Source organism: Microbacterium alcoholitolerans, assembly GCF_050408615.1.
Lineage (GTDB): Bacteria > Actinomycetota > Actinomycetes > Actinomycetales > Microbacteriaceae > Microbacterium.
Genome location: NZ_JBNTKD010000001.1, coordinates 2,874,322 through 2,899,109, shown reverse-complemented (window position 1 = coordinate 2,899,109; position 24,788 = coordinate 2,874,322). Strand labels below are relative to the sequence as shown.

24 protein-coding genes and 1 tRNA gene are annotated in these 24,788 nt (G+C 68.8%); 13 read left to right on the top strand and 12 right to left on the bottom strand.

Going from position 1 to position 24,788, the window contains the following annotated elements:
- Positions 1-34 precede the first annotated feature (34 nt).
- The 7 genes from ACQUSX_RS14055 to ACQUSX_RS14025 all read left to right on the top strand — a co-directional run bounded on the left by ACQUSX_RS14055 (position 35) and on the right by ACQUSX_RS14025 (position 8,641).
- The gene (locus ACQUSX_RS14055; RefSeq protein WP_428907524.1) at positions 35-991 is read left to right on the top strand and encodes a carbohydrate ABC transporter permease; all 957 of its coding nucleotides are present in this window, start codon (positions 35-37) and stop codon (positions 989-991) included.
- Positions 991-1,881, top strand: coding sequence for a carbohydrate ABC transporter permease (locus ACQUSX_RS14050; RefSeq protein ID WP_428907523.1), 891 nt, complete (start codon positions 991-993; stop codon positions 1,879-1,881). Before ACQUSX_RS14055 ends, ACQUSX_RS14050 begins: the two co-directional genes overlap by 1 nt.
- Complete coding sequence (locus tag ACQUSX_RS14045) at positions 1,878-2,843, top strand: N-acetylglucosamine kinase (RefSeq protein WP_428907522.1); 966 nt, start codon at positions 1,878-1,880, stop codon at positions 2,841-2,843. The genes ACQUSX_RS14050 and ACQUSX_RS14045 overlap by 4 nt, the downstream gene beginning before the upstream one ends.
- Positions 2,840-5,686 (top strand): FAD-binding and (Fe-S)-binding domain-containing protein, encoded by a 2,847-nt coding sequence (locus tag ACQUSX_RS14040; RefSeq protein WP_428907521.1) that lies wholly within the window; start codon positions 2,840-2,842, stop codon positions 5,684-5,686. The genes ACQUSX_RS14045 and ACQUSX_RS14040 overlap by 4 nt, the downstream gene beginning before the upstream one ends.
- Positions 5,687-5,811: 125 nt before the next feature.
- Positions 5,812-6,504 (top strand): response regulator transcription factor, encoded by a 693-nt coding sequence (locus tag ACQUSX_RS14035; RefSeq protein WP_428907520.1) that lies wholly within the window; start codon positions 5,812-5,814, stop codon positions 6,502-6,504.
- Between the two features lie 17 nt (positions 6,505-6,521).
- The gene (locus tag ACQUSX_RS14030) at positions 6,522-8,237 is read left to right on the top strand and encodes a sensor histidine kinase (RefSeq protein WP_428907519.1); all 1,716 of its coding nucleotides are present in this window, start codon (positions 6,522-6,524) and stop codon (positions 8,235-8,237) included.
- A gap of 116 nt (positions 8,238-8,353) precedes the next feature.
- Complete coding sequence (locus ACQUSX_RS14025) at positions 8,354-8,641, top strand: WXG100 family type VII secretion target (RefSeq protein ID WP_428907518.1); 288 nt, start codon at positions 8,354-8,356, stop codon at positions 8,639-8,641.
- A gap of 224 nt (positions 8,642-8,865) precedes the next feature.
- Here ACQUSX_RS14025 and groL read toward each other — a convergent pair whose 3' ends face one another.
- The 4 genes from groL to ACQUSX_RS14005 all read right to left on the bottom strand — a co-directional run bounded on the left by groL (position 8,866) and on the right by ACQUSX_RS14005 (position 12,535).
- Positions 8,866-10,482, bottom strand: coding sequence for a chaperonin GroEL (groL, locus tag ACQUSX_RS14020; RefSeq protein WP_428907517.1), 1,617 nt, complete (start codon positions 10,480-10,482; stop codon positions 8,866-8,868).
- Positions 10,483-10,610: 128 nt separating this feature from the next.
- Positions 10,611-11,198 carry a LytR C-terminal domain-containing protein gene (locus tag ACQUSX_RS14015; protein WP_428907516.1) on the bottom strand — a complete coding sequence of 196 codons (588 nt, stop codon included), beginning with the start codon at positions 11,196-11,198 and terminating at the stop codon, positions 10,611-10,613.
- A 77-nt stretch (positions 11,199-11,275) separates the two neighbouring features.
- Positions 11,276-11,533 carry a DUF3263 domain-containing protein gene (locus ACQUSX_RS14010; protein WP_428907515.1) on the bottom strand — a complete coding sequence of 86 codons (258 nt, stop codon included), beginning with the start codon at positions 11,531-11,533 and terminating at the stop codon, positions 11,276-11,278.
- Between the two features lie 9 nt (positions 11,534-11,542).
- Positions 11,543-12,535: a DUF2332 family protein gene (locus ACQUSX_RS14005; protein WP_428907514.1), complete on the bottom strand. Its 993-nt coding sequence runs from the start codon at positions 12,533-12,535 to the stop codon at positions 11,543-11,545.
- A gap of 51 nt (positions 12,536-12,586) precedes the next feature.
- Between ACQUSX_RS14005 and msrB the strand changes: the two genes are divergently transcribed.
- Both msrB and ACQUSX_RS13995 read left to right on the top strand, forming a co-directional pair.
- On the top strand, positions 12,587-12,988 hold the full coding sequence (msrB, locus tag ACQUSX_RS14000; RefSeq protein WP_428907513.1) for a peptide-methionine (R)-S-oxide reductase MsrB: 402 nt from the start codon (positions 12,587-12,589) through the stop codon (positions 12,986-12,988).
- Positions 12,985-13,599, top strand: coding sequence for a nitroreductase family protein (locus ACQUSX_RS13995; protein WP_428907512.1), 615 nt, complete (start codon positions 12,985-12,987; stop codon positions 13,597-13,599). The genes msrB and ACQUSX_RS13995 overlap by 4 nt, the downstream gene beginning before the upstream one ends.
- Here ACQUSX_RS13995 and ACQUSX_RS13990 read toward each other — a convergent pair whose 3' ends face one another.
- Entirely contained in the window at positions 13,600-14,538 is a 939-nt protein-coding gene (locus ACQUSX_RS13990; protein WP_428907511.1) for a DMT family transporter, read from the bottom strand. It lies immediately after the preceding gene.
- Between the two features lie 62 nt (positions 14,539-14,600).
- Here ACQUSX_RS13990 and ACQUSX_RS13985 point away from each other — a divergent pair, with 62 nt between their 5' ends.
- Positions 14,601-15,257, top strand: coding sequence for an SOS response-associated peptidase family protein (locus ACQUSX_RS13985; RefSeq protein ID WP_428907510.1), 657 nt, complete (start codon positions 14,601-14,603; stop codon positions 15,255-15,257).
- 3 nt (positions 15,258-15,260) lie between these two features.
- Here ACQUSX_RS13985 and ACQUSX_RS13980 read toward each other — a convergent pair.
- Both ACQUSX_RS13980 and ACQUSX_RS13975 read right to left on the bottom strand, forming a co-directional pair.
- Positions 15,261-15,333, bottom strand: a tRNA-Thr gene (locus ACQUSX_RS13980).
- Between the two features lie 57 nt (positions 15,334-15,390).
- The gene (locus ACQUSX_RS13975; RefSeq protein WP_428907509.1) at positions 15,391-16,362 is read right to left on the bottom strand and encodes a DsbA family protein; all 972 of its coding nucleotides are present in this window, start codon (positions 16,360-16,362) and stop codon (positions 15,391-15,393) included.
- A 215-nt stretch (positions 16,363-16,577) separates the two neighbouring features.
- Here ACQUSX_RS13975 and ACQUSX_RS13970 point away from each other — a divergent pair, with 215 nt between their 5' ends.
- Positions 16,578-17,681, top strand: coding sequence for an ABC transporter ATP-binding protein (locus ACQUSX_RS13970; protein WP_428907508.1), 1,104 nt, complete (start codon positions 16,578-16,580; stop codon positions 17,679-17,681).
- Between the two features lie 98 nt (positions 17,682-17,779).
- Positions 17,780-19,087 carry a DUF4032 domain-containing protein gene (locus tag ACQUSX_RS13965; RefSeq protein WP_428907507.1) on the top strand — a complete coding sequence of 436 codons (1,308 nt, stop codon included), beginning with the start codon at positions 17,780-17,782 and terminating at the stop codon, positions 19,085-19,087.
- A 24-nt stretch (positions 19,088-19,111) separates the two neighbouring features.
- Here ACQUSX_RS13965 and ACQUSX_RS13960 read toward each other — a convergent pair whose 3' ends face one another.
- The 5 genes from ACQUSX_RS13960 to ACQUSX_RS13940 form a co-directional block, all read right to left on the bottom strand.
- Entirely contained in the window at positions 19,112-19,753 is a 642-nt protein-coding gene (locus tag ACQUSX_RS13960) for an NAD(P)-dependent oxidoreductase (RefSeq protein WP_428907506.1), read from the bottom strand.
- A gap of 59 nt (positions 19,754-19,812) precedes the next feature.
- On the bottom strand, positions 19,813-20,826 hold the full coding sequence (gene rlmB / locus ACQUSX_RS13955; protein ID WP_428907505.1) for a 23S rRNA (guanosine(2251)-2'-O)-methyltransferase RlmB: 1,014 nt from the start codon (positions 20,824-20,826) through the stop codon (positions 19,813-19,815).
- Entirely contained in the window at positions 20,819-22,234 is a 1,416-nt protein-coding gene (cysS, locus tag ACQUSX_RS13950; RefSeq protein ID WP_428907504.1) for a cysteine--tRNA ligase, read from the bottom strand. The genes rlmB and cysS overlap by 8 nt, the downstream gene beginning before the upstream one ends.
- Before the next feature lie 85 nt (positions 22,235-22,319).
- Positions 22,320-23,495, bottom strand: coding sequence for a 2-C-methyl-D-erythritol 4-phosphate cytidylyltransferase (ispD, locus tag ACQUSX_RS13945; RefSeq protein WP_428907503.1), 1,176 nt, complete (start codon positions 23,493-23,495; stop codon positions 22,320-22,322).
- Positions 23,496-23,593: 98 nt separating this feature from the next.
- Positions 23,594-24,076, bottom strand: a complete 483-nt coding sequence (locus ACQUSX_RS13940; protein ID WP_428907502.1) for a CarD family transcriptional regulator — start codon at positions 24,074-24,076, stop codon at positions 23,594-23,596.
- Between the two features lie 155 nt (positions 24,077-24,231).
- On the opposite strand from ACQUSX_RS13940, the gene ACQUSX_RS13935 reads away from it, so the two are divergent.
- Positions 24,232-24,729 carry a DNA modification methylase gene (locus ACQUSX_RS13935; protein WP_428907501.1) on the top strand — a complete coding sequence of 166 codons (498 nt, stop codon included), beginning with the start codon at positions 24,232-24,234 and terminating at the stop codon, positions 24,727-24,729.
- Positions 24,730-24,788: the final 59 nt, after the last annotated feature.

The following is a 24,788-nucleotide window of genomic DNA, read 5'->3' as shown; positions in this document are numbered from 1 at the left end:
GAACGTGAACTGAGAAGAGAGAGAAGCGAAGACCATGTCCGTCGCTGTCATGCCGAAGCTCGGCAAACGTCGAACCTACCAATCCGGTGTGTCCCTGTCCCTGCGCACGGGCATGGTCTTCGTGCTCCCTGCTCTGATCCTGTTCTCGATCTTCCTGGCCTATCCGATGCTGACGGCGCTGAGCTACTCGTTCTTCGAGTGGACCGGTGTCAACCGCGGAGGGTTCGTCGGGATGGACAACTACATCCGGCTCTTCACCGCGGAACCGTACAAGAGCGCCATCCCCAACGCCTTCCTCCACAACATCCTTCTCTTCGTCGGCGCGATGGTGTTCCAGAACACCGTGGGGCTGGCGCTGGCGACGCTTCTGCACCGCGTCGGCAGGATGAAGCGCTTCTTCCAGACGCTGTACACGCTCCCCTATCTCGTCTCCCCGCTGGTGATCGGCTATCTGTGGACGCTGATCCTCTCACCGCTATTCGGCCCGGTCAACGCGCTGCTGAAGTCCATCGGCCTGGAAAAGTTCGCCATCGCGTGGCTTGGCACCCCGCAGACGGCGATCTGGGTCGTCGTGTTCATCACGGCCTGGCAGTGGATCGGCTTTCCGATCCTGCTGTACGGCGCCGCCCTGGGCGGAATTCCCGAGGAGATCGAGGAGGCGGCGTCGATCGACGGCGCGAACCCGCTGCAGCGCTTCTTCTCGATCACTCTGCCGATGCTCACTCCCGCGATCGGCACGGTCAGCATCCTCACCTTCATCGGCGCGATGGAAGCCTTCCCCATCCCCTACGCGGTCGGCGGGTCCCAAGGCAATCCGGCCGGCGCCACCGACGTGCTCAGCCTGCTGTTCTACCGGACCGCCTTCGAGTCCGGATCCACCAACTCGATCGGCACGAGCTCGGCGATAGCCACCCTGCTGTTCTTGTTCATCTTCGGGATCGCGATCCTCTTCCGGGTCCTGCTGGCCCGCGCCGAACGGAGACTGTTCTGATGACCGGCACGATCGACACCGTCGCCCTCACGACCGGCAAGCCCCGCGGGACCACGCGACGGAAGCGACCGCCGGTCACGGCCAGCGGACTCGCCACGAACACCCTCCTCTGGCTCTACGCCGCATTCGCGATCTCGCCGCTGCTCCTGATGGTGCTCAACTCCCTGCGCACCACGCAGGACATGGCCCAGCGCCCGCTGGGTCTTCCCCTCCCGCCGAACTTCGACAGCTATGTGAGGGCCTGGGTCACAGCGTCATTCGAGACCTATTTCCTCAACTCGATCGTCGTCACTGTCTGCTCGGTGCTGCTGTCGACAGGGGTGTCGCTCATGGCGGCCTACGCCTTCGCACGCACGAGTTCCAAGGCGCTCAAGACCCTGGAGGGCGTGTTCCTGTCGGGACTGATGCTGCCCGTGTACCTGGCGATCCTGCCGCTGTTCTACATGCTCGACGCGGCGCGGATGACCTCGAATCTGCTGAGCCTGATTCTCATCTACGGAGCGCTGGGCATCCCCTTCTCGACCTTCGTCCTGGCCTCATTCTTCCGCCAGTTGCCGATCGAGCTGGACGAGGCGGCGCGACTGGACGGCGCCGGTCCGTTCCAGACTTTCTGGCGGATCCATCTGCCGCTGGTCCGCCCCGCCATCGCGACGGTGGTCGTCTTCCGCTTCGTTCCCGTGTGGAACGACTTCTTCTACCCACTCATCCTGATCCGCGACCAGACGAAATACACTCTGCCCGTGGGGATCACACGCTTCTTCGGCGAGTATCAGACGGATTGGGCGACCCTGTTCGCGGGCCTGACCCTGGCGACGATCCCTCTCGTGGTGCTCTTCCTCGTGGCCACCAAGCAGATCGTCTCCGGCCTGACCGCTGGAATGAGCAAGTGACGCGCGTCCTCGGCATCGACGTCGGCGGCTCCGGCAGCCGCGTCGCGATCCGCTTGACAGGAGCCGAAGCGGGTGACGAGTTCGCAGCCGACGGCATCGGGGTGACCACCGGCGGCAGCACGGCTCCCGCCAGGGTGCTCGCCCTGCTGCGCTGTGCCGCGCAACAGTGGCCGGACGAGATCCGCGAAGTCGCAGCCATCGGCGTCGGGACGACGGGCATGGGCACACTGGTCCCCCAGCCGGGCGAGCTCGCGGAGGAGCTCACCAACGAGCTGCGCAGGCTCACCGGCCGGCTCGATGTCGGAGCGGCCGTGGCCATCGATGCCGTCACCGCGCACCTGGGCGCGCTCGGGGGCCGGCCCGGCGCCGTCATCGCGCTCGGCACCGGGGCGATTGCCATAGGCGGCGACGGCCGCGAGCGCTGGCACCGCGTCGACGGCTGGGGACATCTACTCGGCGACAGAGGCGCCGGCGCCTGGATCGGAATACGCGGCCTGGAGGCGGCGATGCGCGCCTACGACCAGGTCGACGACAGCGGCACCGCCCTGCTGGAGACGGCGAAGCGACGGTTCGGCGAGCCCCTGACCTGGCCGTCGCAGTTCTACACGCGGCATGACCGTGCCGGGGTGCTCGCGGGCTTCGCCGCGGACGTCGCTCAGCTCGCCGCCGCCGGCGATCCGTCCGCCGACGCCATCATGGCTCTGGCGGGCCAGGTGGCCGCGCGCAGCGTCGTGGCCGCACTCCAGCTCTCACCCGAGCCGGTCATTGCCGCCACCGGCGGCATCTTCCGTGCCGGCGGCACGCTGGAGGCGCAGTTCCTGAGCACCGTGGCCATGCTGCGACCGGATGCCAAGGTCCGCGCCCCGGCGGGCAATCCGCTGGACGGCGCGCTGCTCCTCGCCCACCGCGTCGCCGCCGGGGAGAAGCAGACGCATGTGCCCTTCGTCTGGGTGAACCGATGATCCCCGACCTCGCCACCGAGCTCGCCCGCGTCCTCGGCTCCGATCGCGTGCACACGGCCGCACTCGAGCGCCACGCCCGCGCCCCCGACGCCTCGCACTATCTGCTCATCCCACAGCTCGCCGTGGACGCCGATGACAGGGACGCCGTGGCGCAGACCCTCGCGCTGGCCACCGCCCACGGGGCCGCGGTCACCTTCCGCTCGGGCGGCACGAGCCTGTCCGGCCAGGCCGCGGGCACCGGCGTCCTCTTGGACACGCGCCGCGGGTTCCGCGGCATCCAGGTGCTCAACGACGGCGAGCGGCTGCGAGTCGAGCCAGGAGTGACGCTGCGCGCGGCCAACGCGCACCTCGCCCGCCACGGGCGCGCGCTTGGCCCGGACCCCGCGAGCGAGGTCGCTTGCACGGTCGGCGGGGTGATCGCGAACAACTCTTCCGGTATGGCCGCGGGGACCGAGCGGAACAGCTACCGGACCCTGGAGTCGCTCGTGGCCGTGCTGCCCTCCGGAACGATCATCGACAGCGCAGATCCCGACGCCCCCTCACGGCTGGCGCAGGAGGAGCCGCGGCTCGTCGCCGAGCTCGCGCGCCTCCGCGACCTCGTGCGGGCCGACCCAGCATCCGTGTCCGAGATCCGCGAGCGCTTCTCGATGAAGAACACGATGGGCTACGCCCTCAACGCCTTCCTGGACTTCGAAGAGCCTCTCGACATCCTCGTGCGGCTCTTGGTGGGCAGCGAAGGCACGCTCGGCTTCGTCGCCGAAGCGACCTTCCGCACAGTGTCGGTCGACCCGCATGTCGCGACGGGACTGCTCGTCTTCGCCTCGGTCGCCGACGCCGCGGCCGCGCTTCCCGCGCTCGTCGCGACGGATGCTGCGACGCTAGAGCTCATGGACTCTACCTCGCTGCGCGTCGCCCGCCGAGCGCCTGACGCTCCCGTGGAGATCTCCAGCTTCCCGCTGCTCGATCATGCGGCCCTGCTCATCGAATACCGCGGCGCGGATGCCGCGGAACTGCAAAGCCGCATCGATGCGGCCGCGCCGGTCTTGGAAGGGCTGGATCTGATCCGCGCGGCGGCGCTGAGCACCGATCCGGCCACCCGCGCCGCGCTGTGGAAGGTGCGCAAGGGGCTCTACGCCACCGTCGCCGGAGCCCGCCCGAGCGGCACGACCGCCCTCCTGGAGGACATCGTCGTGCCGGTGGACGTCCTGGCCGACACCTGCGACGCCCTCTCGGCGCTGCTCGCTGATTTTGCATATGCCGACAGCGTGATCTTCGGTCATGCCAAGGACGGCAACCTCCACTTCATGCTCACCGACGACTTCTCGAGGCCCGAGGCGGTCGCCCGGCTCAAGGCCTTCACCGAGGGCCTCGTGGACCTCGTCCTTGCCCGCGGGGGCAATCTCAAGGCCGAGCACGGCACTGGCAGGGCGATGGCGCCCTTCGTCGCACAGCAGTACAGCGCCGGGCTCTTCGCCGTCATGCAGGGCGTAAAGGCGGCATTCGATCCGGCAGGCATCCTCAACCCCGGCGTAGTGCTCACCGAGGACGCGACAGCGTATCTGCGCGATCTCAAACCCGTTGTCACCGTCGAGGAGGAAGTCGATCGCTGCGTGGAATGCGGGTACTGCGAGCCGGTCTGTCCCAGCCGGGATCTCACGCTCACACCGCGGCAGCGCATCGTCGTGCGTCGAGCCAGGGCGGTCGCCGAGGCATCCGGCGACCGTGCCCTCGCCCGAGAGCTCGAAGCCGCGTACGAGTACGACGGTATCCAGACCTGTGCCGTCGACGGTATGTGCCAGGCAGCTTGCCCGGTGGGTATCAACACCGGCGATCTCGTCAAGCGCCTGCGTCGAGAGGGTCGCGGTCGCGTCGAGCAGACGGGTTGGAAGGCGGCCGCCGGGCACTGGAACGCCGTCACCGGGGTCGCTCGCGCCGCGCTGGACGTCGTCGGCGCACTTCCGGCGCCGTTCGTGTCGCTGCCCAATCGCGCCGTGCGCGCGGTTCTGGGCGACGACGACATCCCGCTGTACACGAGCGACCTCCCCACCGGTGGGCGGCGCCGCAGCCACGTCGCGCCCCCGGATGCCGCGACACCCGCCGATGCAGTCCTGCTGCCCAGCTGCCAGGGTGCGATGTTCGCGCCCGGAGAAGCGGTGGGGCCAGGCGTCCAGGCCTCATTCGCTGCGCTCTGCGCCGCGGTGGGTATCGGCCTGCGGTTGCCCGCGGACGTCGATGGACTCTGCTGCGGCACCCCGTGGTCCTCGAAAGGGTATGCCGCAGGGTTCGCCGCGATGAGCGAGCGCGTGCTGGCCTCGCTATGGGCGGCGACGGATGGGGGCGTCCTCCCCGTCGTCGTCGACGCAGCCTCGTGCACGGAGGGCGTGCTGCGCATCCTGCATGCCGCCGACGCGGCTGGGGATCCGCGCCGCTTCGAGGTGATCGACGCGGTCGCCTTCACTGCCGAGAGGGTGCTGCCGGTGCTGGCTCCGCTCGACGCGGAGTCGCGTGTGCCCTCCCTCGCACTGCATCCGACCTGCTCGTCCGCGGCTCTCGGTATAGACCGGCATCTGCTGGCCCTCGGCGAGGCGGTCGCGCAGGAGGTCTCCGTGCCCGTGGATTGGGGCTGCTGCGGGTTCGCCGGCGACCGCGGGATGCTGCACCCGGAGCTCACCGCCTCGGCGACCGCCGCAGAGGCCGCGGAGGTGAAGCGGCTGGACGCCGCCGCGCATGCCTCCTGCAACCGCGCCTGCGAGATCGGCATGACGCGTGCGACGGGCAGAACCTACAGCCACGTCGTCGAGCTCCTCGCCGAGCGCCATGGCGCCATCGACGACGGCCTGTGAACGCCCGGCAAGGGTCTCCCGCGGGTCCCTGGCCCGCGGCGGACGCCTCCGCACGCGGACGCCGAGAGCTGAGCACTCCGACGGATAAGCAGCCAAGACAAGGCTTCAGTCACCATAATGGGGACATGACTGACGCGCGCATCCTGGTCGTCGACGACGAGCCGAACATCCGCGACCTGCTCTCCCGGGGTCTCAGCTTCGCCGGATTCAAGGTGAAGACGGTCGCCAACGGCGCGGCCACCATCTCGGCGGTCCTCGAGGAGGAGCCGGACCTCATCATCCTCGACGTCATGCTGCCCGACATGAACGGGTTCAGCGTGACCAAGCGCCTGCGCGGGGCCGGGTTCACCGCCCCCATCCTGTTCCTGACCGCCAAGGACGACACGCAGGACAAGATCGAAGGCCTCAACGCAGGCGGCGACGACTACGTCACCAAGCCCTTCGCGCTCGACGAGATCGTCGCACGCGCGCAGGCGATCCTGCGCCGCACGATGCAGGCCGACGAGGAGTCCCTCATCCGCGCCGGCGAGCTGTCGATGGATCAGGACACCCACGACGTGTTCATCGGCAAAGTGCCTATCGAGCTCAGCCCGACCGAGTTCAAGCTGCTCAAGTACCTCATGCTCAACCCCAACCGCGTGCTCTCGAAGGCGCAGATCCTCGACCACGTCTGGGAGTACGACTTCAACGGCGACGCCGGCATCGTGGAGAGCTACATCTCGTATCTGCGACGCAAGATCGACCCGCACACCGAGGAGTCGCTCATCCAGACCAAGCGCGGCTTCGGATACATGCTGAAGGTCGGCAAGTCCGCGTAGCGGCACCGGAGGCGGTCATGGCGAACGGATCCGATTCCGTCACCCAGTGGTGGCGGCGGATCAGTCTGCGCGCCAAAGTCACCGGCGTCACCGTCGCGGTGCTCGCGCTGGGCCTGGTCATCGCAGGAATCGGAACCGTGCCGATCTTGCGTAACGCGATGATCAACAACATCGATGCGCAGCTGCCGGCACTGGCGACGACGGGCCAGGCCGAGCGCTTCTTCGACGTGTCGGTGGGCCCGGACGGCGACCTAGAGTTCGACCCCGCCGCGGATGCCCCGCGCTCGACGGACTTCGTCGTCGCGTTCTACCAGGCGGACGGCAGGCTGATCGCCGAGGCCGGCGGCCAGTCGGCCGAGCGACGACCGGACTTCCCTGAGACCTTCACGCTGCAGCAGGCCAAGGCGAAGGAGGATCAGGTCCTGCCGATGCACGGGTCCGACGGTCTGGAGTTCCATGCCGCGGTCTCGGCACAGCCCGCGCAGACCGCGCAGAGCATCCTCTACGTGCAGGTCGTCGCGCTTCCCCTGGAAGAGGCCGACCGCATCGTCGGCACGTACTTCGCCGTGTACACCACGGTCGCCCTCGTGACGATCCTGCTCGCCGCTCTCCTCACCCGTGTGCTCGTCACGCTGACGTTCCGCCGTCTCGGGCACGTCGAATCGACCGCGATGGCCATCGCTGCCGGCGACTTCAGCCAGCGCCTGACCGACCTGGAGCCCACCACCGAGGTCGGCCGCCTGAACTCCGCCATCAACACCATGCTCGATCGCGTCGACCGCTCCATAGCCCAGCGCGATCGCACCGTGCAGAACATGCGACGGTTCATCGGCGACGCCAGCCACGAGCTGCGCACCCCGCTGGTCAGCGTGCGCGGCTACGCCGAGCTGTACCGCATGGGTGCGATCCACGGCGAGGAGGACACCGCTCGCGCGATGGAGCGCATCGAGAAGGAGGCGATCCGCATGGGCGTGCTCGTCGAGGATCTGCTCGCCCTCGCGCGCCTCGATGAGGAGCGCTCCCGCGAGCTCGAGATCGCCCCGCTCGATCTGCGCCCGATCGCCCGCGACGCCGCGCTCGACGTCCGCGCCGCCTCCCCAGGGCGGACAATCACCGTGATCGACACGACCACGGAGGAGTTCGGCCAGGCGCCCGCACGCAGATCACCGGTCCCGCCGCCCGCTGGCACCGCCGCCGCGCCGGGTCGCGCCGGTGGACCGCTGGCCCGGCTGCGGCGCCGCCCCAAGACACCCGCGGATGCGGTGCCGTCTATCGATTTCACCGAGGCGAGGGATGCACCGGTGCGCACACCCCCGATCGTCCTGGGCGAGGAGAACAAGGTGCGCCAGGTGGTCACGAATCTGCTCGGAAACGCCCGCCGCTTCTCCGCGTCCGACGCTCCGATCGAGATCGTCGTCGGTGCTGACCGCCACCGAGGGGTCGGGACGATCGCCGTGGTCGATCACGGCGAGGGCATCCCTCCGCAGATCCGCGACCACATCTTCGAGCGGTTCTGGCGCGCCGACACGTCGCGTGCGCGCGAGACGGGCGGATCCGGCCTCGGTCTGGCGATCGTGGCGTCCATCATCGAGTCGCTCGAGGGCTCGGTCCAGGTCGTCGAGACGCCGGGGGGCGGAGCAACCTTCGTCGTCTCCCTGCCGCTCGCACCACCCCAGGCGACACCGGCGCACCTGCTCGAGGAGACCCAGCCGCTGGATCGCCTGGAGATCTGAGCTGATCGTCCTGCACAGTCGACGGTGCGTCGGAAGTTGTGCACGGATGCCGGGATTCGGCCGTTCAGGGGCGCCAGCGCCTCCGTAGAGTCGGGACTCCGTTGAGAGGAGATCCCATGTCCGTCTTCACCGTCGACACCGACGCGGTCCATGCGGCGCACGGCGCCGCGCGCGCCACCATGGAGCGACTGCAGGGAGAGTCGACTGCGCTGATGGCGCAGCTGACCCAGCTGCAGTCGACGTGGACAGGCACCGCGGCAGGCGCCTTCCAGCAGTGCAGCGAGCAGTGGCGAGGCGCGCAGATGCACGTCGAGCAGGTGCTCGCATCCATCAGCACCGCGCTCGGCTCCGCGGCGAGTCAGTACGCCGACGCGGACCAGTACTCGGCCGGCCTGTTCCGCTGAGGCTTTACGGCGCTCGTGCCGCGCACGAGCGCAACCCGGTCGTTGAGCGAGATCGGCGGAGCCGATCGAGTCGAAACGCGCAGAACGCCCCCTGCATGGTGCAGGGGGCGTTCTGTCTGAGCCGTGTTGAGGCTGGGGTTTCGACTCGCTCCGCTTCGCGGTGCTCGCTCAACCTTGACCCGACTCGGACTCAACGCCGCTTCGCGCCATTGAGTCCTCGCGCGTCAGAAGTCCATGCCGCCCGACGGGTCGGCCGGCATGGCCGGAGCCTTCTCGGGCTTGTCAGCCACGACGGCCTCGGTGGTGAGGAACAGGGCTGCGATCGAGGCTGCGTTCTGCAGCGCCGAGCGGGTGACCTTGGCCGGGTCGATGATGCCCTGTGCGAACATGTCGCCGTACTCGCCGGTGGCCGCGTTCAGGCCGTGGCCCGCGGGGAGCTCGGCGACCTTGTGAGCGACGACGCCTGCCTCGAGGCCGGCGTTGATGGCGATCTGCTTCAGCGGAGCCTCGAGAGCGACGCGGACGATGTTCGCGCCGGTCGCCTCGTCACCCTGGAGCTCGAGGCCCTCGAGTGCCTTGGCCGACTGGATGAGCGCGACGCCACCACCGGGGACGATGCCCTCTTCGACCGCTGCCTTCGCGTTGCGGACGGCGTCCTCGATGCGGTGCTTGCGCTCCTTGAGCTCGACCTCGGTGGCCGCACCCGCCTTGATGACGGCGACGCCGCCGGCGAGCTTGGCGAGGCGCTCCTGGAGCTTCTCGCGGTCGTAGTCGCTGTCGGTGTTGTCGATCTCGCGACGGATCTGGGTCACGCGACCCTCGATCGTGGATGCCTCGCCGGCGCCCTCGACGATGGTGGTCTCGTCCTTGGTGACGATGACCTTGCGTGCGCGGCCGAGCAGGTCGAGCGTGGTGTTCTCGAGCTTGAGGCCGACCTCTTCGGTGATGACCTGGCCGCCGGTCAGGATCGCGATGTCCTGCAGCTGCGCCTTGCGACGGTCACCGAAGCCGGGAGCCTTGACGGCGACCGACTTGAAGATGCCGCGGATCTTGTTCAGCACGAGCGTCGCGAGAGCCTCGCCCTCGACGTCCTCGGCGATGATGACCAGTTCCTTGCCGTCCTGGATCACCTTGTCGACGATCGGCAGCAGGTCCTTGATGTTGCCGATCTTCTGGTTGGCGATGAGGATGTACGGGTCCTCGAAGACCGCCTCCTGGCGCTCCGGGTCCGTGACGAAGTACGGGTTCAGGTAGCCCTTGTCGAAGCGCATGCCCTCGGTGAGCTCGAGCTCGGTGCCGAAGGTCTGCGACTCCTCGACGGTGACGACGCCTTCCTTGCCGACCTTGTCGATCGCCTCGGCGATGAGCTCGCCGATCTCGGGGTCAGCGGCGGAGATGGACGCGGTGGCCGCGATCTGCTCCTTGGAGTCGATCTCCTTGGCGCTGCTGAGCAGGTCGGCGGTGATGGCCGCGACAGCCTTCTCGATACCGCGCTTGAGCGAGATGGGGTCGGCGCCGGCTGCGACGTTGCGCAGGCCCTCGCGGACCAGTGCCTGAGCGAGGACGGTCGCGGTGGTGGTTCCGTCACCGGCGACGTCGTCGGTCTTCTTGGCGACCTCCTTGACGAGCTCCGCGCCGATCTTCTCGTACGCGTCGTCGAGCTCGATCTCCTTGGCGATCGAGACACCGTCGTTCGTGATCGTGGGGGCACCCCACTTCTTCTCGAGCACGACGTTGCGACCGCGCGGGCCGAGCGTCACCTTGACGGCGTCGGCCAGGATGTTCAGGCCGCGCTCGAGGCCACGGCGGGCCTCCTCATCGAAAGCGATGATCTTTGCCATGAGTCTTTCGTCCCTCCCGGACGTAGGCGATGGGAATTAGCACTCAGAGCATTCGAGTGCTAAACCCAGTCTGGCACTCGACCCATGAGAGTGCAAGCCGCGGCCGACCGCAGTTCGCCGAGGGCGGATCACTCCACCGGGGCGTCCTCGCCGTCCTCACCCTGCGGTGTCGCTCCCGGTGCGCGGTCGAGACCGATCACCACTGTCAACTGGGGCAGCTCGGTGTCATTGAGGTCCGCGTAGAAGTCGCTCTGCTGCACCTCGGCGCCGCCGAGCACCTCAGCCACGCCGAGGGCCGCCGCCTCATCCGCCTCATCGACGTAGAACACGGTGGTCTTCTCGAACTCCTGGGTGGAGCCTTCGCTGCCGAACACCGCGTCGCCGGCCCAGCCCTGCGCGAGCAGCTCCTCGCGCGTCGTTGCGACCAGTCCGCTCTGCGGGGTCGCGTTGAGGAGGAGCACGCGGTACGAGGTGTCGATCTTCGCCTCGACGCCCTGCGTCTGCACGGGGGCCGGTGTCGGCTCCCCCGTCAGCGAGATGCGATCCATCATCACCAGCGACACGAAGATCCCGCCGACGATCAGCACGAGCGCGGCGGCGGCCGACCAGAGCAGCACGACCAGTCCGTTCATGCCGGGCTGCTCGGCGCGGTGAGCGCCGACGCGTCCGGTTGCGCGGGGGATGTCGTCGAAACGGTCGTTGGGGGGCTTTGACACCCCTCGATGCTAGCGGGCGCATTCCGTGAATCCGCACGGAGCACACCCTCCGCTGTGCAGATCGGCCGCAGCGCGCGTCAGCCGACGAAGCCCCGCATTCGCGCCGTGCGCTGCGCGCCACGTGCGTCGCGGATGCGGCGAAGGCGCCGCACGAGCAGCGGGTCGAACTCCAGAGCCTCCTCGGTCTCGATGAGACGCCCGAGCAGCTGGTAGTACCGCGCCGGGCTCATGCCCAGCTGCGCGCGGATGGTCTCCTCCTTCATGCCGCCGTGCCGCGGCCATGCCGCCTCCAGCGTCAGGATCGCGCGGTCGCGATCAGAGAGTTCTCCGAGCATGGCCTCAGGCTACGCGGCATCCGGGCTCGCGCCGCCGCGCCACTCCCACCACCGCCCCAACGGATCGGCGACGGCGCACACCCGGCCGTCGAGTGCCACGACCGAGCCGCTGATCTCCCCCGGCGCGGGTGCCGGCTGCCACGCATCGTGCAGCCCGGGCTGATCGATCGTGATCCAGCGCGCATCGAGTGCGCGGATGCGATCGATCAGCGCCAGTCGCGCTGGACGTGGAAGATACACCAGCACTCCCGGCGTCGTGATGACGAGCGTCGCATCGCGTGGAGCGGATGCCACCAGCTCGTCGAGCCTGGCATCCGCGTCTCCGGTCAGCAGCAGCGGCGCGTCGGCGACGACGATCCCGGCCGCCGCGGCGATGCGAGCCGTACGCTCGGTCTCCCCCGGCCAGATCAGCGCCTCCAGCCACGAGCGCTGGGCAGCATCGCGCACGTCGATCGGCGCGAGGTCGATGCCGGCCCGCCACACGATCTCCGGCATCCGCAGCGGCGGCAGCAGGCCGCGGACCGTGCTCGTCAGCATGACCTCGGAGGCGCCGTCCACCGGATCAAGAGCGCGTCGCAGCTCGCCGTGCTCATCGACGAAGCGATAGGAGTACCGATCGGGGTACAGGCAGAGCCCGGCCGCCGCCCCGATCTCGAGCAGGGCGATCGGCCCTTCGATCCGGCTCAGCGCTGGCAGCAGTGCGGCGAGCCGCAGAGGCTCGTTGGTCTGCACCGTCCGGCGCTCGCATTCCGCAACCAGCGCATCGGCGTTCGACAGTGCGAACGCCCTCCAATCTGCGTACGATCCCAGCGGGGCGCCGAGGACGCGACTGACGGCGAACACCAGCGGGGGCTGGCGGTGCTGGGGGCCGATCCGCTCCAGCATCCGCTGCATCTCGGCATCCCCGGCGATGCCCTCCGCCCATGAGGCGTACATCTCGCTGCGGCCGGGCGCCTCTTCGCGGGCGAATCGATCGAAGCGCTCGCGCACGGCATCCGTCATCCCTCCATTGTCGCCGACCCCGACGGCGCCGAAAGGCGAGACAATGGAGGCATGTCGTACAGCGTGAACAAGACGGATGCCGAGTGGCGGAGCGAACTCGGCGATGACCAGTACGCGGTGCTGCGCACCGCCGCGACCGAGCGCCCATGGACCGGCGAACTGCTGGACGAGGAGCGCTCCGGCCTCTACAACTGCGGTGCCTGCGGCGCCGAGCTGTTCCAGAGCGGGACGAAGTTCGACTCCGGATGCGGCTGGCCGAGCTTCTACGAGTCGGTGCGCCCCGAGGCGGTCGAGCTCATCGAGGACCGCACCCTCGGCATGGTCCGCACGGAGGTGCGCTGCGCCGCCTGCGGCTCCCATCTTGGCCATGTCTTCCCCGACGGATTCGGCACGCCCACCGGCGACCGCTATTGCATGAACTCACTCGCGCTGACGTTCACTCCTGACAAGTGAGCGCCATCGAGGCGGTTCTTCGCCGGCGGTCATGGTCGAAGGTCACCGAGGATGCGCCCACGCGCGAGCAGCTTCTGCCGCTGATCGAGGCTGCCGGTCGCGTCGCCGACCACTCCTCGCTGTGCCCATGGCGGCTGATCGAGCTGCGCGGCGACGACCGGCTGGTGCTCGGCGCGGCGATGGCGAAGGCGACCGGCGACGACAAGCCCTCGACCAAGCCGTTGCGCGCCTCGCTGCTGATCGCGATCGTGGCCTCGTATCGCAAGAGCGAGAAGGTGCCGCGCTGGGAGCAGGAAGCCGTGGCCTCCGGCGTCGCGCACACGCTCAGTCTGCTGCTGGACGAGGCCGGATGGGGCGTCATCTGGCGCACCGGCGGACTCACCCGCGCGAAGGCCGTGGCGAAGGCGCACGGACTGAAGAAGAACGAAGAGCTGCTGGGCTGGCTGTACGTCGGCGGCAAGCCGGCCGGAAAGGACGCGGGTCGACGCAGGCCCGTGGACGCCGATTCGCTGCTCAGTCGGATGCCCGAGCCGAAGGCGCTGAACTCCGAGGAGGAGCTGAAGGCGGCGAAGGCCGAGAAGCGCGAGAAGAAGCGGAAGAAGAAGGGCTGATCAGCGGCGTCGGCGCGGCAGGGCGACGATGACGGATGCCACCGCGATGAGGATCATGGCGATCAGCTGCCACAGCGCGGGCGCTGCGTCGACCGGCCAGATCAGGTCGATCGCGATCGAGGTGATCAATTGCCCGAGCACGCTGCCGAGTCCCAGCAGCAGCACCCCGGTGTGCGCCACCAGCCACGCGCCGAGCAGGATGTAGCAGAATCCGAGCAGACCGCCGATGTACAGCCAGGGTTCGGTCGGAAGGGCCTGTGGCGTCCCCTGCGCTGCGACACTGATGCCGGCGGCCACGAGCAGCGCCAGTGTGCCCGCGATGAAGCTCATCAGCGTCGCCGAGATCGGTGACGCGACAGTCCGCGCCAGGCGCCCGTTGGCGCCGGACTGCCAGGCGATGCCGGCACCGGCGAGAAAGGGCAGCAGGAGAAGCCACAGCGGCGCGCTGGCCAGCACGTCGCCGCCGAGCGAGATGGCGACCGCGACGAGCGCGAGTGCGCCTCCGATGACGCGGCCGCGGGTCACGGCGACGACGCCGGACGGACCGAAGCCGATGCGGTCGAGCAGCAGTGCGTGCAGCGTCTGGCCTGCGACGACGCCGACGGTGAACAGCGAGACCCCGAGCACGCCCGCGACGAGCCCCTGGGTCGAGACGGTGAGGGCGCCGCAGGTGCCGCCGAGCAGCATCCAGAACGGGATCGTGCGCGATCGGATGCCCGTGAACAGCCGCCGCGCTCCTGCGCGGGCCGACGGCAGGAAGGGCACGACCACGATCAGGAAGACGAGACCGACGACGAAAGAGATGAGCCCTGCGACGATCCCGTCGTCGATCCGCACTCCGAGCACTCCGTTGATGCGCGCCTGCACGGCGGTCATCACTCCGATGGAGACGGCTCCGCCGAGCGCGATCCATGTCGGCAGAGAGCGCGTTCCGGTCATCCTGGCAACGCTACCCGAGGCCGGGTCGCCGCGATGTCCGTGCGTCTTACTACGCTGGGCACATGTGCGCGAGCTACGGGTTGGATCCTCGGTTCGATGACCGCGAATACCAGGAGGTCATCGACGCCGCGGTGCTCGATGGCCTGCGCTCCTGGGCCGCCGGAAACGACGGGGAGATCCTGCGCCCCACGGGCAAGAACCTGCGGAACCTGAATCCGCTCATCACCGGCGTCTCGAGCTGGGAGCCGGCGTGGTGGGGGTATCTGGTGAACGGCGCGCCGGCGAGCTTCGCATCGATCAACACGCGTTCCGAGCGGCTTGCCGCGACGAAGGGGGCGCTGCCCTCGCGCGCGATCGTCCCCGTGTCGTACTGGCGGGAGATGACGAAGCCCGCACGAATCTGGCATGAGTACACCGCGCCCGAGGACGGGCTCCTCGGAATCGCCGCCGTCACCCGCCCGGGCCGCGCCGCCGACGGCACGGACTACACGTGCTACAGCATCGTGATGCAGCCCGCCGCCGCACACCTGGACCACATCCACGATCGGATGCCGTTGCTCATCAACCCGGGCTTCGCGGAGGAATGGCTGGCCACTCCGCAGGCCGGAGGCGCGCTGATCGACGCGGCGATCGCGGCAGCCGTGCCGATCAACGAGCTGATCCGTGTCGCGCCGGAGAGCGGAGACAGCCCGCCGGAGGATGCCGGGCGACTGTTCTGACTGAGCCGACTACGGGACTCGAACCCGTAACCCCCGTATTACAAGTACGGTGCGCTACCAATTGCGCCAAGTCGGCGGACCATCTGGACCGTCACAAGCATAGCGAGGACGAGAAGGTGCCCCGCGCAGCGAGTCAGGACGCGGGTGCGGTGGTCGCGTTCTCGGTGACGACCGGCGTGGGCGTCGGCGTCGGCTGGGTCGCACCGTAGTACTCGTCACTGGCCGTTGTGAGCACGAACTGCGAGAACTCGGCCGGATCGTCCATCGCGCCTACGTACGCCTTGCCGCCGACCACGATCAGAGCCTCGTTGTTGAGCTTCAGGTCCTTGGAGCCCGGAAGAGGACCTTCCAGAGCGCGCGCGGTGGCATCCTTCGCCCAGGTCACGAAGTCCTGGCCCTCGATGCACGAGCGCACCTTCTTGGCGTCGCCGACGCCGACGGCGACGGCGAGGTCTGCGAGCTGGACGTCCGTGCGACCGTTGCTGTCGATGGCAGGCTGGTCGGTGAGCAGCTCGTGGTTGTAGTCGTAGAACTGATCCGGCGAGTAGGTCGCGACGCACGCGGCTGCGGATGCCGCGCGCAGCGAGTACTTCGTACCGTTCGAGCTGGCGGTCAGCAGCGCCACCGGGTGGTAGGTCACCGTGACGGCGCCCTCTCCGATCCAGCCGGCGAGCTGACGGGCGTTCGCCTGCTCGAACTGCGATGCGCCGGCCGAGAGGTAGTCCACGTAGACGTGGATCTCGGTCGACTGCGCGACCGTCTCGGTCGGATCCGGGGTGGGCGAGGCCGTTGTGCCGGCCTCGCTGGCCGTCGCCTCGGGGCTCGGCGTGGTTCCCGTGCCTGCCGCCATCGTCACATCGGTGACCGTGACGCCGTCGCCGGTCATGCCGGCCGGGCTGAGCATGGGCTTGGACATCGACGAGCTGACAGCGTACGCGACGGCCGCGCCGATGGATCCGACGGCGACGATGGCGACCAGGCCGATGATGATTCGTCGCATGATGCGCGCCCTCGACTGCTGGGCCTGCACCTGCTGTGCTTTCTCCCGCACCGCTTCACGCGAGTTGCGAGCGGCAGGGACGTTCGGCGTTTCGTCGCTCGACATCGTTCCTCTTGAAGATCGGGTGGGACGGGTGATCCCGCGGCCGCGAAGGAGTGCGGCACCGGATTCGATGCTAACGAGGCAGCCTGGGAAATACCCAGACGCGCGCGCACGTGCCATACTGATCTCGACCCGATGGCGGGTCACGGCGGGCCGCGCCTGCCGCTTCCATCACAACGGATCGTCCGGCACGTACCTGCCGGTGAAGGAGAAATGCAATGGCATCTGTGACCTTTGACGACGCCACCCGGCTGTACCCCGGTGGCACCCGTCCCGCGGTCGACAAGCTGAACCTCGAGGTGGCAGACGGCGAGTTCCTCGTCCTGGTCGGCCCCTCCGGTTGCGGTAAGTCCACCTCTCTGCGCATGCTCGCCGGCCTCGAAGAGGTCAACTCGGGCCGCATCCTCATCGGCGACCGCGACGTCACCGACGTGCCGCCGAAGGACCGCGACATCGCGATGGTGTTCCAGAACTACGCGCTGTACCCGCACATGACCGTTGCCGAGAACATGGGCTTCGCCCTGAAGATCGCCGGTGTCAACAAGGACGAGCGTGCATCGCGCGTACTCGAGGCCGCGAAGCTCCTCGACCTGGAGGAGTACCTCAACCGCAAGCCGAAGGCTCTCTCGGGTGGTCAGCGTCAGCGCGTCGCCATGGGCCGCGCCATCGTCCGCCAGCCGCAGGTGTTCCTCATGGACGAGCCGCTGTCGAACCTCGACGCGAAGCTCCGCGTGCAGACCCGCACGCAGATCGCCTCGCTGCAGCGCCGCCTCGGCGTCACCACGGTCTACGTCACGCACGACCAGACCGAGGCGCTGACCATGGGTGACCGCATCGCGGTGCTCAAGGACGGCATCCTGCAGCAGGTCGGCACGCCGCGCGACCTGTACGAGACGCCCAGCAACGTGTTCGTCGCAGGCTTCATCGGCTCGCCGGCCATGAACCTGTTCGACGTTCCGCTGACGGAGGGTGGCGTGCAGTTCGGCACCAAGTCGGTCGCCACCGAGAGCGCCGCCGTCTCCAAGGCGCACGGCACCACCGCCACAGTCGGCATCCGCCCCGAGGACATCATCGTCGCCCCCGAGGACGGCCAGGGCCTCACGGTCACCGTCGACCTCGTCGAAGAGCTCGGCGCCGACGGCTACCTGTACGGCCACACCGAGATCAACGGCAAGCGCACCGACCTGGTGGCACGCGTCGACGGTCGCCGCCACCCGATGGCCGGTGACACGGTCGTGCTGGCTCCGATCCCGGGCCACGTGCACCTCTTCGACATCGAGACGGGCGAGCGCCTGAACGAGCAGCCGGTCATCTCGGCCTGACACAGGACACACGACGGCGCGGGTCGACCTCACGGTCACCCGCGCCGTCGCGTTTCTGCGCACAACGACGCCGCGGCAATCAAGACATCGGAGGACACGTGAAGCAGGAGTCGCTGCGGATCACCGCGAGCACCGTCGACCCCGGTCTGCTGTCGCTGCCCTGGTCGACGCCGCTTGGCAAGTGGCCGTCGGAGCACATCGTCTCGCTGCCGAAGGGGCTCTCCCGCCACCTCGTGCGTTTCGCCGACCTCTCGGGCCGGGTCGTCGCGGTGAAGGAGACGACGGCCGAGATGGCCCAGCGGGAGTACGAGATGCTCGGCAGGCTGGCAGGGCACGACGTGCCGTGCGTGAGTCGCGTCGCCGTCATCGCCGGAAGAGCAGACGCCGAGGGCAGACCCCTGCCGGCGGCTCTGGTGACCTCTCACCTGCGGTTCTCGATGCCATACCGGGCGCTGTTCACCCAGGTGCTCCGCCCTGACACCGCCACGCGTCTCGTCGACGCGCTCGCGCTGCTGCTGGTGCGCCTGCACAACGTCGGCTTCTACTGGGGCGACGTCTCGCTGTCGAACACCCTGTTCCGTCGTGACGCGGGAGCGTTCGCCGCGTACCTGGTGGATGCCGAGACGGGTGAACTGCACGAGGAGGGTCTCACCGACGGGCAGCGCGCTTACGACCTCGATCTGGCGCGCACCAACATCGCCGGCGAGATCATGGACCTCGCCGCCGGTGGTCGCCTCGAACGCGGGGTGGACGCGCTCGAGATCGCCGACGGCATCGTGTCGTCGTACCGCTCGCTGTGGGCCGCACTCACCGACGAGGAGTCGTTCTCGACGGAAGAGGTCTGGCGGATCACCGAGCGCGTCGAGAAGCTGAACGCGCTCGGCTTCGACATCGATGAGATGTCGATGGTCACCACCCCCGACGGCACGTCGGTGCGCATCCAGCCGAAAGTCGTGGATGCCGGCCACCATCAGCGCCGTCTGATCCGCCTCACCGGCCTCGACGTGGAGGAGAACCAGGCGCGCCGGCTGCTGAACGACCTCGACGAGTTCCGAGTGCGCTCCAAGAAGGATCTCGCCGACGAGGAGCTGTACGCCCACGAGTGGCTCACCCGCGTGTTCGAGCCGGTCGTCCGCGCGGTGCCCTACGACCTTCGCGCCAAGCTGGAGCCCGCCGAGGTCTACCACCAGGTGCTCGAGCACCGCTGGTACCTGTCACAGGCCCAGGGGCGGTCGGTGCCGCTCGCTGAGGTGCTCACCAGCTACATCAACGATGTGCTGCGGCATCGCCGTGACGAGGCGACGATCATGGGGCCGCCCACCGAGACGATGGGCCTGCCCGTGGTGACCGGCGCCGTCGAGGTGTCTGAGGACACCGCCGCGATCGACTGGCGCGACCTGGTCTGACGATCACGCCACTCGGGGCCGGGATCAGTACCCGACGGTGAACCGACCGCGTCGGTGCTGCGGCCGCTCGATCTCGTCGACCACGGCGATGGCGAAGTCCGCGCCCGAGATCGTCGAGCTGCCGTCCTCGGCGCGCACCAGCACGTCTCCGCCGTCGCGGTAGTGGCCGGTTCGCTCTCCCTCCGCCCACGGCCCGAAGACCTCGGCGGGGTGGATGAAGAACCAGTCCAGGCGCTCGTCTGACTTCTGCAGCAGCTCGAGCGAGTCGATGCCGACCTGCGCCTCGTGCTTGTACTCCTCGGGGAAGCCCTGATCGAACAGACGCGGTCCGCCGGGTGCGACCAGGCTTCCGCCCGCGCCGCCCACCACGCCGAGCCGCGTGCCGGTGCCCGCGAGCTTCGTGCTGAGCGCCTCGAGCGCGTCGAGCACGGCGTTCTCCATGTCGCCGCGCGGCGCGAGCGCCGACACGACGGCATCCGCCCCGTCGAGGGCATCCGTCAACTGAGCGAGGTCGAGAACGGAGCCCTGAACGTAGCTCGCGCCGTCGATCCGGGCATCCGGCGTCGATCGCGAGATCGAGACCACCTCGTGTCCGCGGCTCACCGCCTCACGGACGATGTGCGCTCCGGCGTAGCCGGTCCCTCCGATGACGACAATGCGAGCCATGTGCGTTCCTTCCGCGTCGGTGATCGATTCCATTCACACCAAGCCGGCGCGCACGTGGACTATTCCCGGCCGGCGCGCACCGTGGCGACCTGGTACAGCGCGACGGATGCCGCGATGCCGGCGTTCAGCGACTCTGTCGCCGCCGAGATCGGAATCGACACGATCTGGTCGCAGGTATCGGTGACGAGGCGCGAGAGCCCCTTGCCCTCGGAGCCGACGACGATGACGACCGGCCGATCAGCGAGCTCGAGCGAGGGAAGCGACACGTCTCCCCCGCCGTCCAGGCCCAGCACGAACACGCCCTGCTTCTTGAAGTCCTTCAGCATCGACGTCAGATTCGCCGCGACGGCGACCGGCAGACGGGCAGCGGCGCCGGCGCTGGTCTTCCAGGCGGCGGAGTTGACGCTCGCGGAACGACGCTGAGGCAGAATGATGCCGTGACCGCCGAAGGCGGCGGTGGAGCGGATGATGGCTCCGAGGTTGCGCGGGTCGGTGATCCCGTCGAGCGCGATGAACAGCGGGGTCTCACCGCGGTCGATGACCTGCTCGAGGAGGTCCTGCGGGTGCGCGTACTCATATGGCGGCACCTTCAGCGCGACGCCCTGGTGCACGCCGTCGAAGCCGGCCATGCGGTCGAGCTCCTGACGGGTGACCTCGAGCACCGGGATCTCACGGTGACGGGTGATCGCCAGCATCTCCTTGACGCGGTCGTCCATCTCGACGCGCTGCGCGATGTAGAACGCGGTCGCAGGGATCTTCGTGCGCAGCGCCTCGAGCACCGAGTTGCGTCCGGTGACCGTCTCGGTGTCATCGGACTGCTTCGCGCGCCCCTGACGGTTCGGGTTCGACCCCTGGCCGCCCCGGCCGCCCGAACCGGACGGGCGCCCCTTGCCGCCGGCAGCGGCGTAGCGCTCCTGGGCGGCCTTGCGCTTGCCCGCGACGTGCCAGCTGCGGTCCTCCGCCTTCGGCGTCGGCCCCCGCCCCTCGAGCGCCTTGCGGCTGTGTCCGCCGGTGCCCTTGGTGGCGCCCTTCTTCTTGCTGTTGCCCGCTCCGGGGCGTCCAGGCTTACTCATCGATACTCCAATGTGTTCCGTCCGGAGTGTCCTCCAGAGTGATTCCTGCCGCCGCGATCGCGTCGCGGATGCGATCGGCTGCGGCCCAGTCCTTGTCTGCGCGCGCCTGGGCGCGCTGCGCGATCATCGCCTGCACGAGCGTGTCGAGCGCGGATGCTGTCGCGCCGTCGGCCCGCGTGAGGACGGACTCGTCGTCCAGACCGAGGATCCGCATCATCCCCAGCACCGAGTGCCGCGCACCAGCAGCAGATGTCGCATCGCCCCGGTCCAGCGCGGCGTTGCCTGCTCGCACCGTCTCGTGCAACACGGCGAGCGCCTGCGGCACACCGAGGTCGTCGTCCATCGCAGCTTCGAAGTCGACGGGAAGCATCGGTCCCTGGCCCCATCCGACGGTTTTGGGCTGCGTGCTCCGCGACCGCTCCACCCGCTCCAGGAACGCGCGGATGCGCCCGAGTGCGGCCTCGGCTTCCGCAAAGGATGACTCCGACAGGTCCAGGCTCGAGCGGTAGTGCGCGGCGGCGAGCGCGTAGCGCACGACCAGCGGGTCGTGCTTCGCGAGCACATCGGATGCCAGTGTGAAATTCCCGAGGGATTTCGACATCTTCTGCCCGTCGACAGTCACGAGGCCGTTGTGCATCCAGTAGCGGGCGAAGCCGTCGCCGGCGGCCGTCGACTGCGCGAGCTCGTTCTCGTGGTGTGGGAAGCGCAGGTCGAGCCCGCCGCCGTGGATGTCGAACTCCGCACCGAGGTAGCGGCGCGACATCGCCGAGCACTCGATGTGCCAGCCGGGGCGACCGGCGCCCCAGGGCGACGCCCACGTGGCATCCGACTGCTCGTCCGCCTTCGCACCCTTCCACAGTGCGAAGTCCTGCGGGTTTCGCTTGCCGCGCGGGTCGGCGTCCGCCGCTGCCTCCATGTCATCGACCGATTGGTGTGTCAGCTCGCCGTAGGCGGGCCAGGAGCGCACGTCGAAGTACACGTCACCCGAGCCGTCGGATGCCGCGTACGCGTGCCCGCGCTCGATGAGGCGGGCGATGAGCTCGTGCATCTGCGGGATGAATCCGGTCGCTCGCGGCTCGTAGGTCGGAGGAAGGATGCCGATCGCGGCATACGCCTGCGAGAACTCCATCTCCATCCGGTACGCGAGTGCCCACCACGGCTCCGACTCGGTGGCGTTCTGCAGCACCTTGTCGTCGATGTCCGTGACGTTGCGCACGAACGTGACGCGTCCGTAGCGGTTCTCGAGCCAGCGACGCAGCAGGTCGAAGCTCAGCGCCGCGCGGACGTGCCCGATATGCGGGCCCGACTGCACGGTGGGTCCGCAGACGTACATCGTCACGTTCGAGGCGTCGAGCGGAACGAAGTCGCGCAGCTGCTGTGCGCGGGTGTCGTGGAGGCGGAGAGTCACCGTCCTAGCGTACCGGGGCGCCCGGTCGCAGACCTGGACAACCACCGCCGCCGCGCAGCGGCCTCCGCACTGCTCCCGACGTACATCAGCCTCGCGGAATCACCAGCGCCACCGCGGTGACGGCGATGCCCTCTCCGCGTCCGGTGAAGCCAAGACCGTCGGTGGTCGTCGCCGACACCGTCACCGGCGCGCCGCCCAGTGCGGCCGACAGCACGCCCTCGGCCTCGGCCCGTCGAGCGCTGAAGCGGGGCCGGTTGCCCTGGAACTGCACAGAGACGTTGCCGATGGCGAACCCTGCCTCGGCCAGCAGGTGCGCCGTGCGGGCGAGGAAGACATCGGCGTGCACCCCGGCGTACTCCGGATGCGCGGTCCCGAAGTGCTGGCCGATGTCGCCGAGCCCGGCGGCACCGAGCAGCGCATCGACCATCGCGTGCGCGACGGCATCGCCGTCGGAATGCCCGGACAGCGGCTGCTGCCCCGGCCACTCGAGCCCCGCCAGCCAGAGGTTCCCTTCGCCGCCGAAGGCGTGCACGTCGGTGCCGACGCCGATGCGAGGAGCGGAAGGCGTTGAAAGCAGCATGCGCGCCCTCTCCAGATCTGACGGAGTGGTGATCTTGAACGCCCGCTCCGCGCCGGGAATGCGTCGCACCGCGCCGCCGGCGGCGGCGAACAGCGCCGCATCGTCGGTGTACTCCTCGCCGGATGTCGCGGCTCGCCCATAGGCGGCCTCGAGGGTGGCGCGAGGGAAGCCCTGCGGCGTTTGGGCTGCGGCGAGCACTGAGCGGTCGACGGCCTCAATGACGGCATCCCCATCGACGCGCTTCAGGGTGTCGACGATGGCGAGCGCGGGGATCACACCTGCATCCGTCGTCACCGCTGCGGCGACCGCATCGATCAGCGCGGCCGGCGTGAGCGCCCGGGCGGCGTCGTGCACCAGGACGATGCCGATGTGGTCTGTCAGCGCCGCGAGACCCGCCGCGACGGAGTCCTGCCGGGTCGACCCTCCGACGACGACCGAGCCGAGGTCGACGCGCTCGCCGAGCGCCGAGCGCAGCTCGTCGGCGGCCACGTCCTCGAATCCAGTCGGGACGACGACGACGACCTGCATCGGCTGCGCGGCGGACACGCCTTCCAGCGCGTGCCGCAGGATCGTGCGCCCTTCGATCTCGACGAAGGCCTTCGGCCCGCCGCCATCCAAGCGCGTGCCAGATCCGGCCGCGACGATGATGATCGCGGTGCGCGGAGCAGAGAGCGGAGTCACGCTCTCACGTTACCGGTGCGCGGATACAGCCCGCGCAGACGCGAAGAAGGCGGATGCCGCAGCATCCGCCTTCTTCGAACTCCGGTGTCTCCGTGGACTCAGGAGGCGAGCACCTTATCGAGCAGCTCGCCGGCCTTGTCCTCGTCGATCTTCTCGGCGAGCGCCAGCTCGGAGACGAGGATCTGGCGAGCCTTCGCCAGCATCCGCTTCTCGCCCGCGGACAGGCCGCGGTCCTGGTCGCGGCGCCACAGGTCGCGCACGACCTCGCTCACCTTGATGACGTCACCCGATGCCAGCTTCTCCAGGTTCGCCTTGTAGCGACGTGACCAGTTCGTGGGCTCCTCGGTGAACGGGGCGCGCAGCACCTCGAACACGTGATCGAGGCCCTCCTGGCCGATCACATCGCGAACGCCGACCAGATCGACGTTCTCAGCGGGAACCTCGATGATCAGGTCACCCTGAGTGACATTGAGCTTCAGGTACTTCTTCGTCTCACCCTTGATCACGCGGTCCTTGACCTCGATGATCGTCGCGGCTCCGTGGTGCGGATAGACGACGGTTTCGCCAACCTCAAAAAGCATAAAAACGTGTCCTTTCGGCAATCTCCAGGATACCACAGCCATTATGTACTAAGGTTCGCGCCGACGCCGCCGAAACCGCGCTCCGATGCGTCTCAGAGCGCGGCGCCTGACCCACTAGACTGGGTCAGGACACCCGTCGCACCTCAGGAGGATCCGTGAACTCGCGCTCTGCTGCGTCCATCGCTCCGCGTCTCGTCGCCACCGTCGCTCTGGGCGCGGCCCTCGCGCTCGGCACCACTGGCTGCACGTTCATCACCCATCAGGCGAGCACCATCGACTACTCGCCCTCCGACGGGGTCAGCGTCGACGCGACCGGCGGCGACATCGTCGTCCGCAACGCGATGATCATTGCCACCGAGGACGGATCTTCCGGCAACCTCGTCGCAGCTTTCGTCAACGACGGCGACAAGAGCTCGCGCATCGACATCAACATCGAGGGAACCATGCTGAACGTGCGCGTCCCCGCGGGTGAGCGCATCAGCCTCGGCGCCGACGAGGACCCGCTGCTCATCGAAGACCTGGGCGTGATGCCCGGTGCCGACGTCGAGGTGCTGTTCGTCTCCGGCGACGGCGACGCAGTGCCCACCGCGGTCCCCGTCCTCGACGGGTCCCTCCCCGAGTACGCAGACCTGACGCCCGCCGAAGCCGAGTGACGGCTCTTCGGCATCCGCCGCACGAGAAGAGGCCGGCCCCACAGGGCCGGCCTCTTCTG

Coding starts and splice junctions, on each gene's coding strand:
- ACQUSX_RS14055 (WP_428907524.1), top strand. CDS start 35: ATGTCCGTCGCTGTCATGCCGAAGCTCGGCAAACGTCGAACCTACCAA.
- ACQUSX_RS14050 (WP_428907523.1), top strand. CDS start 991: ATGACCGGCACGATCGACACCGTCGCCCTCACGACCGGCAAGCCCCGC.
- ACQUSX_RS14040 (WP_428907521.1), top strand. CDS start 2,840: ATGATCCCCGACCTCGCCACCGAGCTCGCCCGCGTCCTCGGCTCCGAT.
- ACQUSX_RS14035 (WP_428907520.1), top strand. CDS start 5,812: ATGACTGACGCGCGCATCCTGGTCGTCGACGACGAGCCGAACATCCGC.
- ACQUSX_RS14030 (WP_428907519.1), top strand. CDS start 6,522: ATGGCGAACGGATCCGATTCCGTCACCCAGTGGTGGCGGCGGATCAGT.
- ACQUSX_RS14025 (WP_428907518.1), top strand. CDS start 8,354: ATGTCCGTCTTCACCGTCGACACCGACGCGGTCCATGCGGCGCACGGC.
- groL (WP_428907517.1), bottom strand. CDS start 10,482: ATGGCAAAGATCATCGCTTTCGATGAGGAGGCCCGCCGTGGCCTCGAG.
- ACQUSX_RS14010 (WP_428907515.1), bottom strand. CDS start 11,533: ATGCTCGGAGAACTCTCTGATCGCGACCGCGCGATCCTGACGCTGGAG.
- ACQUSX_RS14005 (WP_428907514.1), bottom strand. CDS start 12,535: ATGACGGATGCCGTGCGCGAGCGCTTCGATCGATTCGCCCGCGAAGAG.
- msrB (WP_428907513.1), top strand. CDS start 12,587: ATGTCGTACAGCGTGAACAAGACGGATGCCGAGTGGCGGAGCGAACTC.
- ACQUSX_RS13990 (WP_428907511.1), bottom strand. CDS start 14,538: ATGACCGGAACGCGCTCTCTGCCGACATGGATCGCGCTCGGCGGAGCC.
- ACQUSX_RS13985 (WP_428907510.1), top strand. CDS start 14,601: ATGTGCGCGAGCTACGGGTTGGATCCTCGGTTCGATGACCGCGAATAC.
- ACQUSX_RS13975 (WP_428907509.1), bottom strand. CDS start 16,362: ATGTCGAGCGACGAAACGCCGAACGTCCCTGCCGCTCGCAACTCGCGT.
- ACQUSX_RS13970 (WP_428907508.1), top strand. CDS start 16,578: ATGGCATCTGTGACCTTTGACGACGCCACCCGGCTGTACCCCGGTGGC.
- ACQUSX_RS13960 (WP_428907506.1), bottom strand. CDS start 19,753: ATGGCTCGCATTGTCGTCATCGGAGGGACCGGCTACGCCGGAGCGCAC.
- rlmB (WP_428907505.1), bottom strand. CDS start 20,826: ATGAGTAAGCCTGGACGCCCCGGAGCGGGCAACAGCAAGAAGAAGGGC.
- ACQUSX_RS13940 (WP_428907502.1), bottom strand. CDS start 24,076: ATGCTTTTTGAGGTTGGCGAAACCGTCGTCTATCCGCACCACGGAGCC.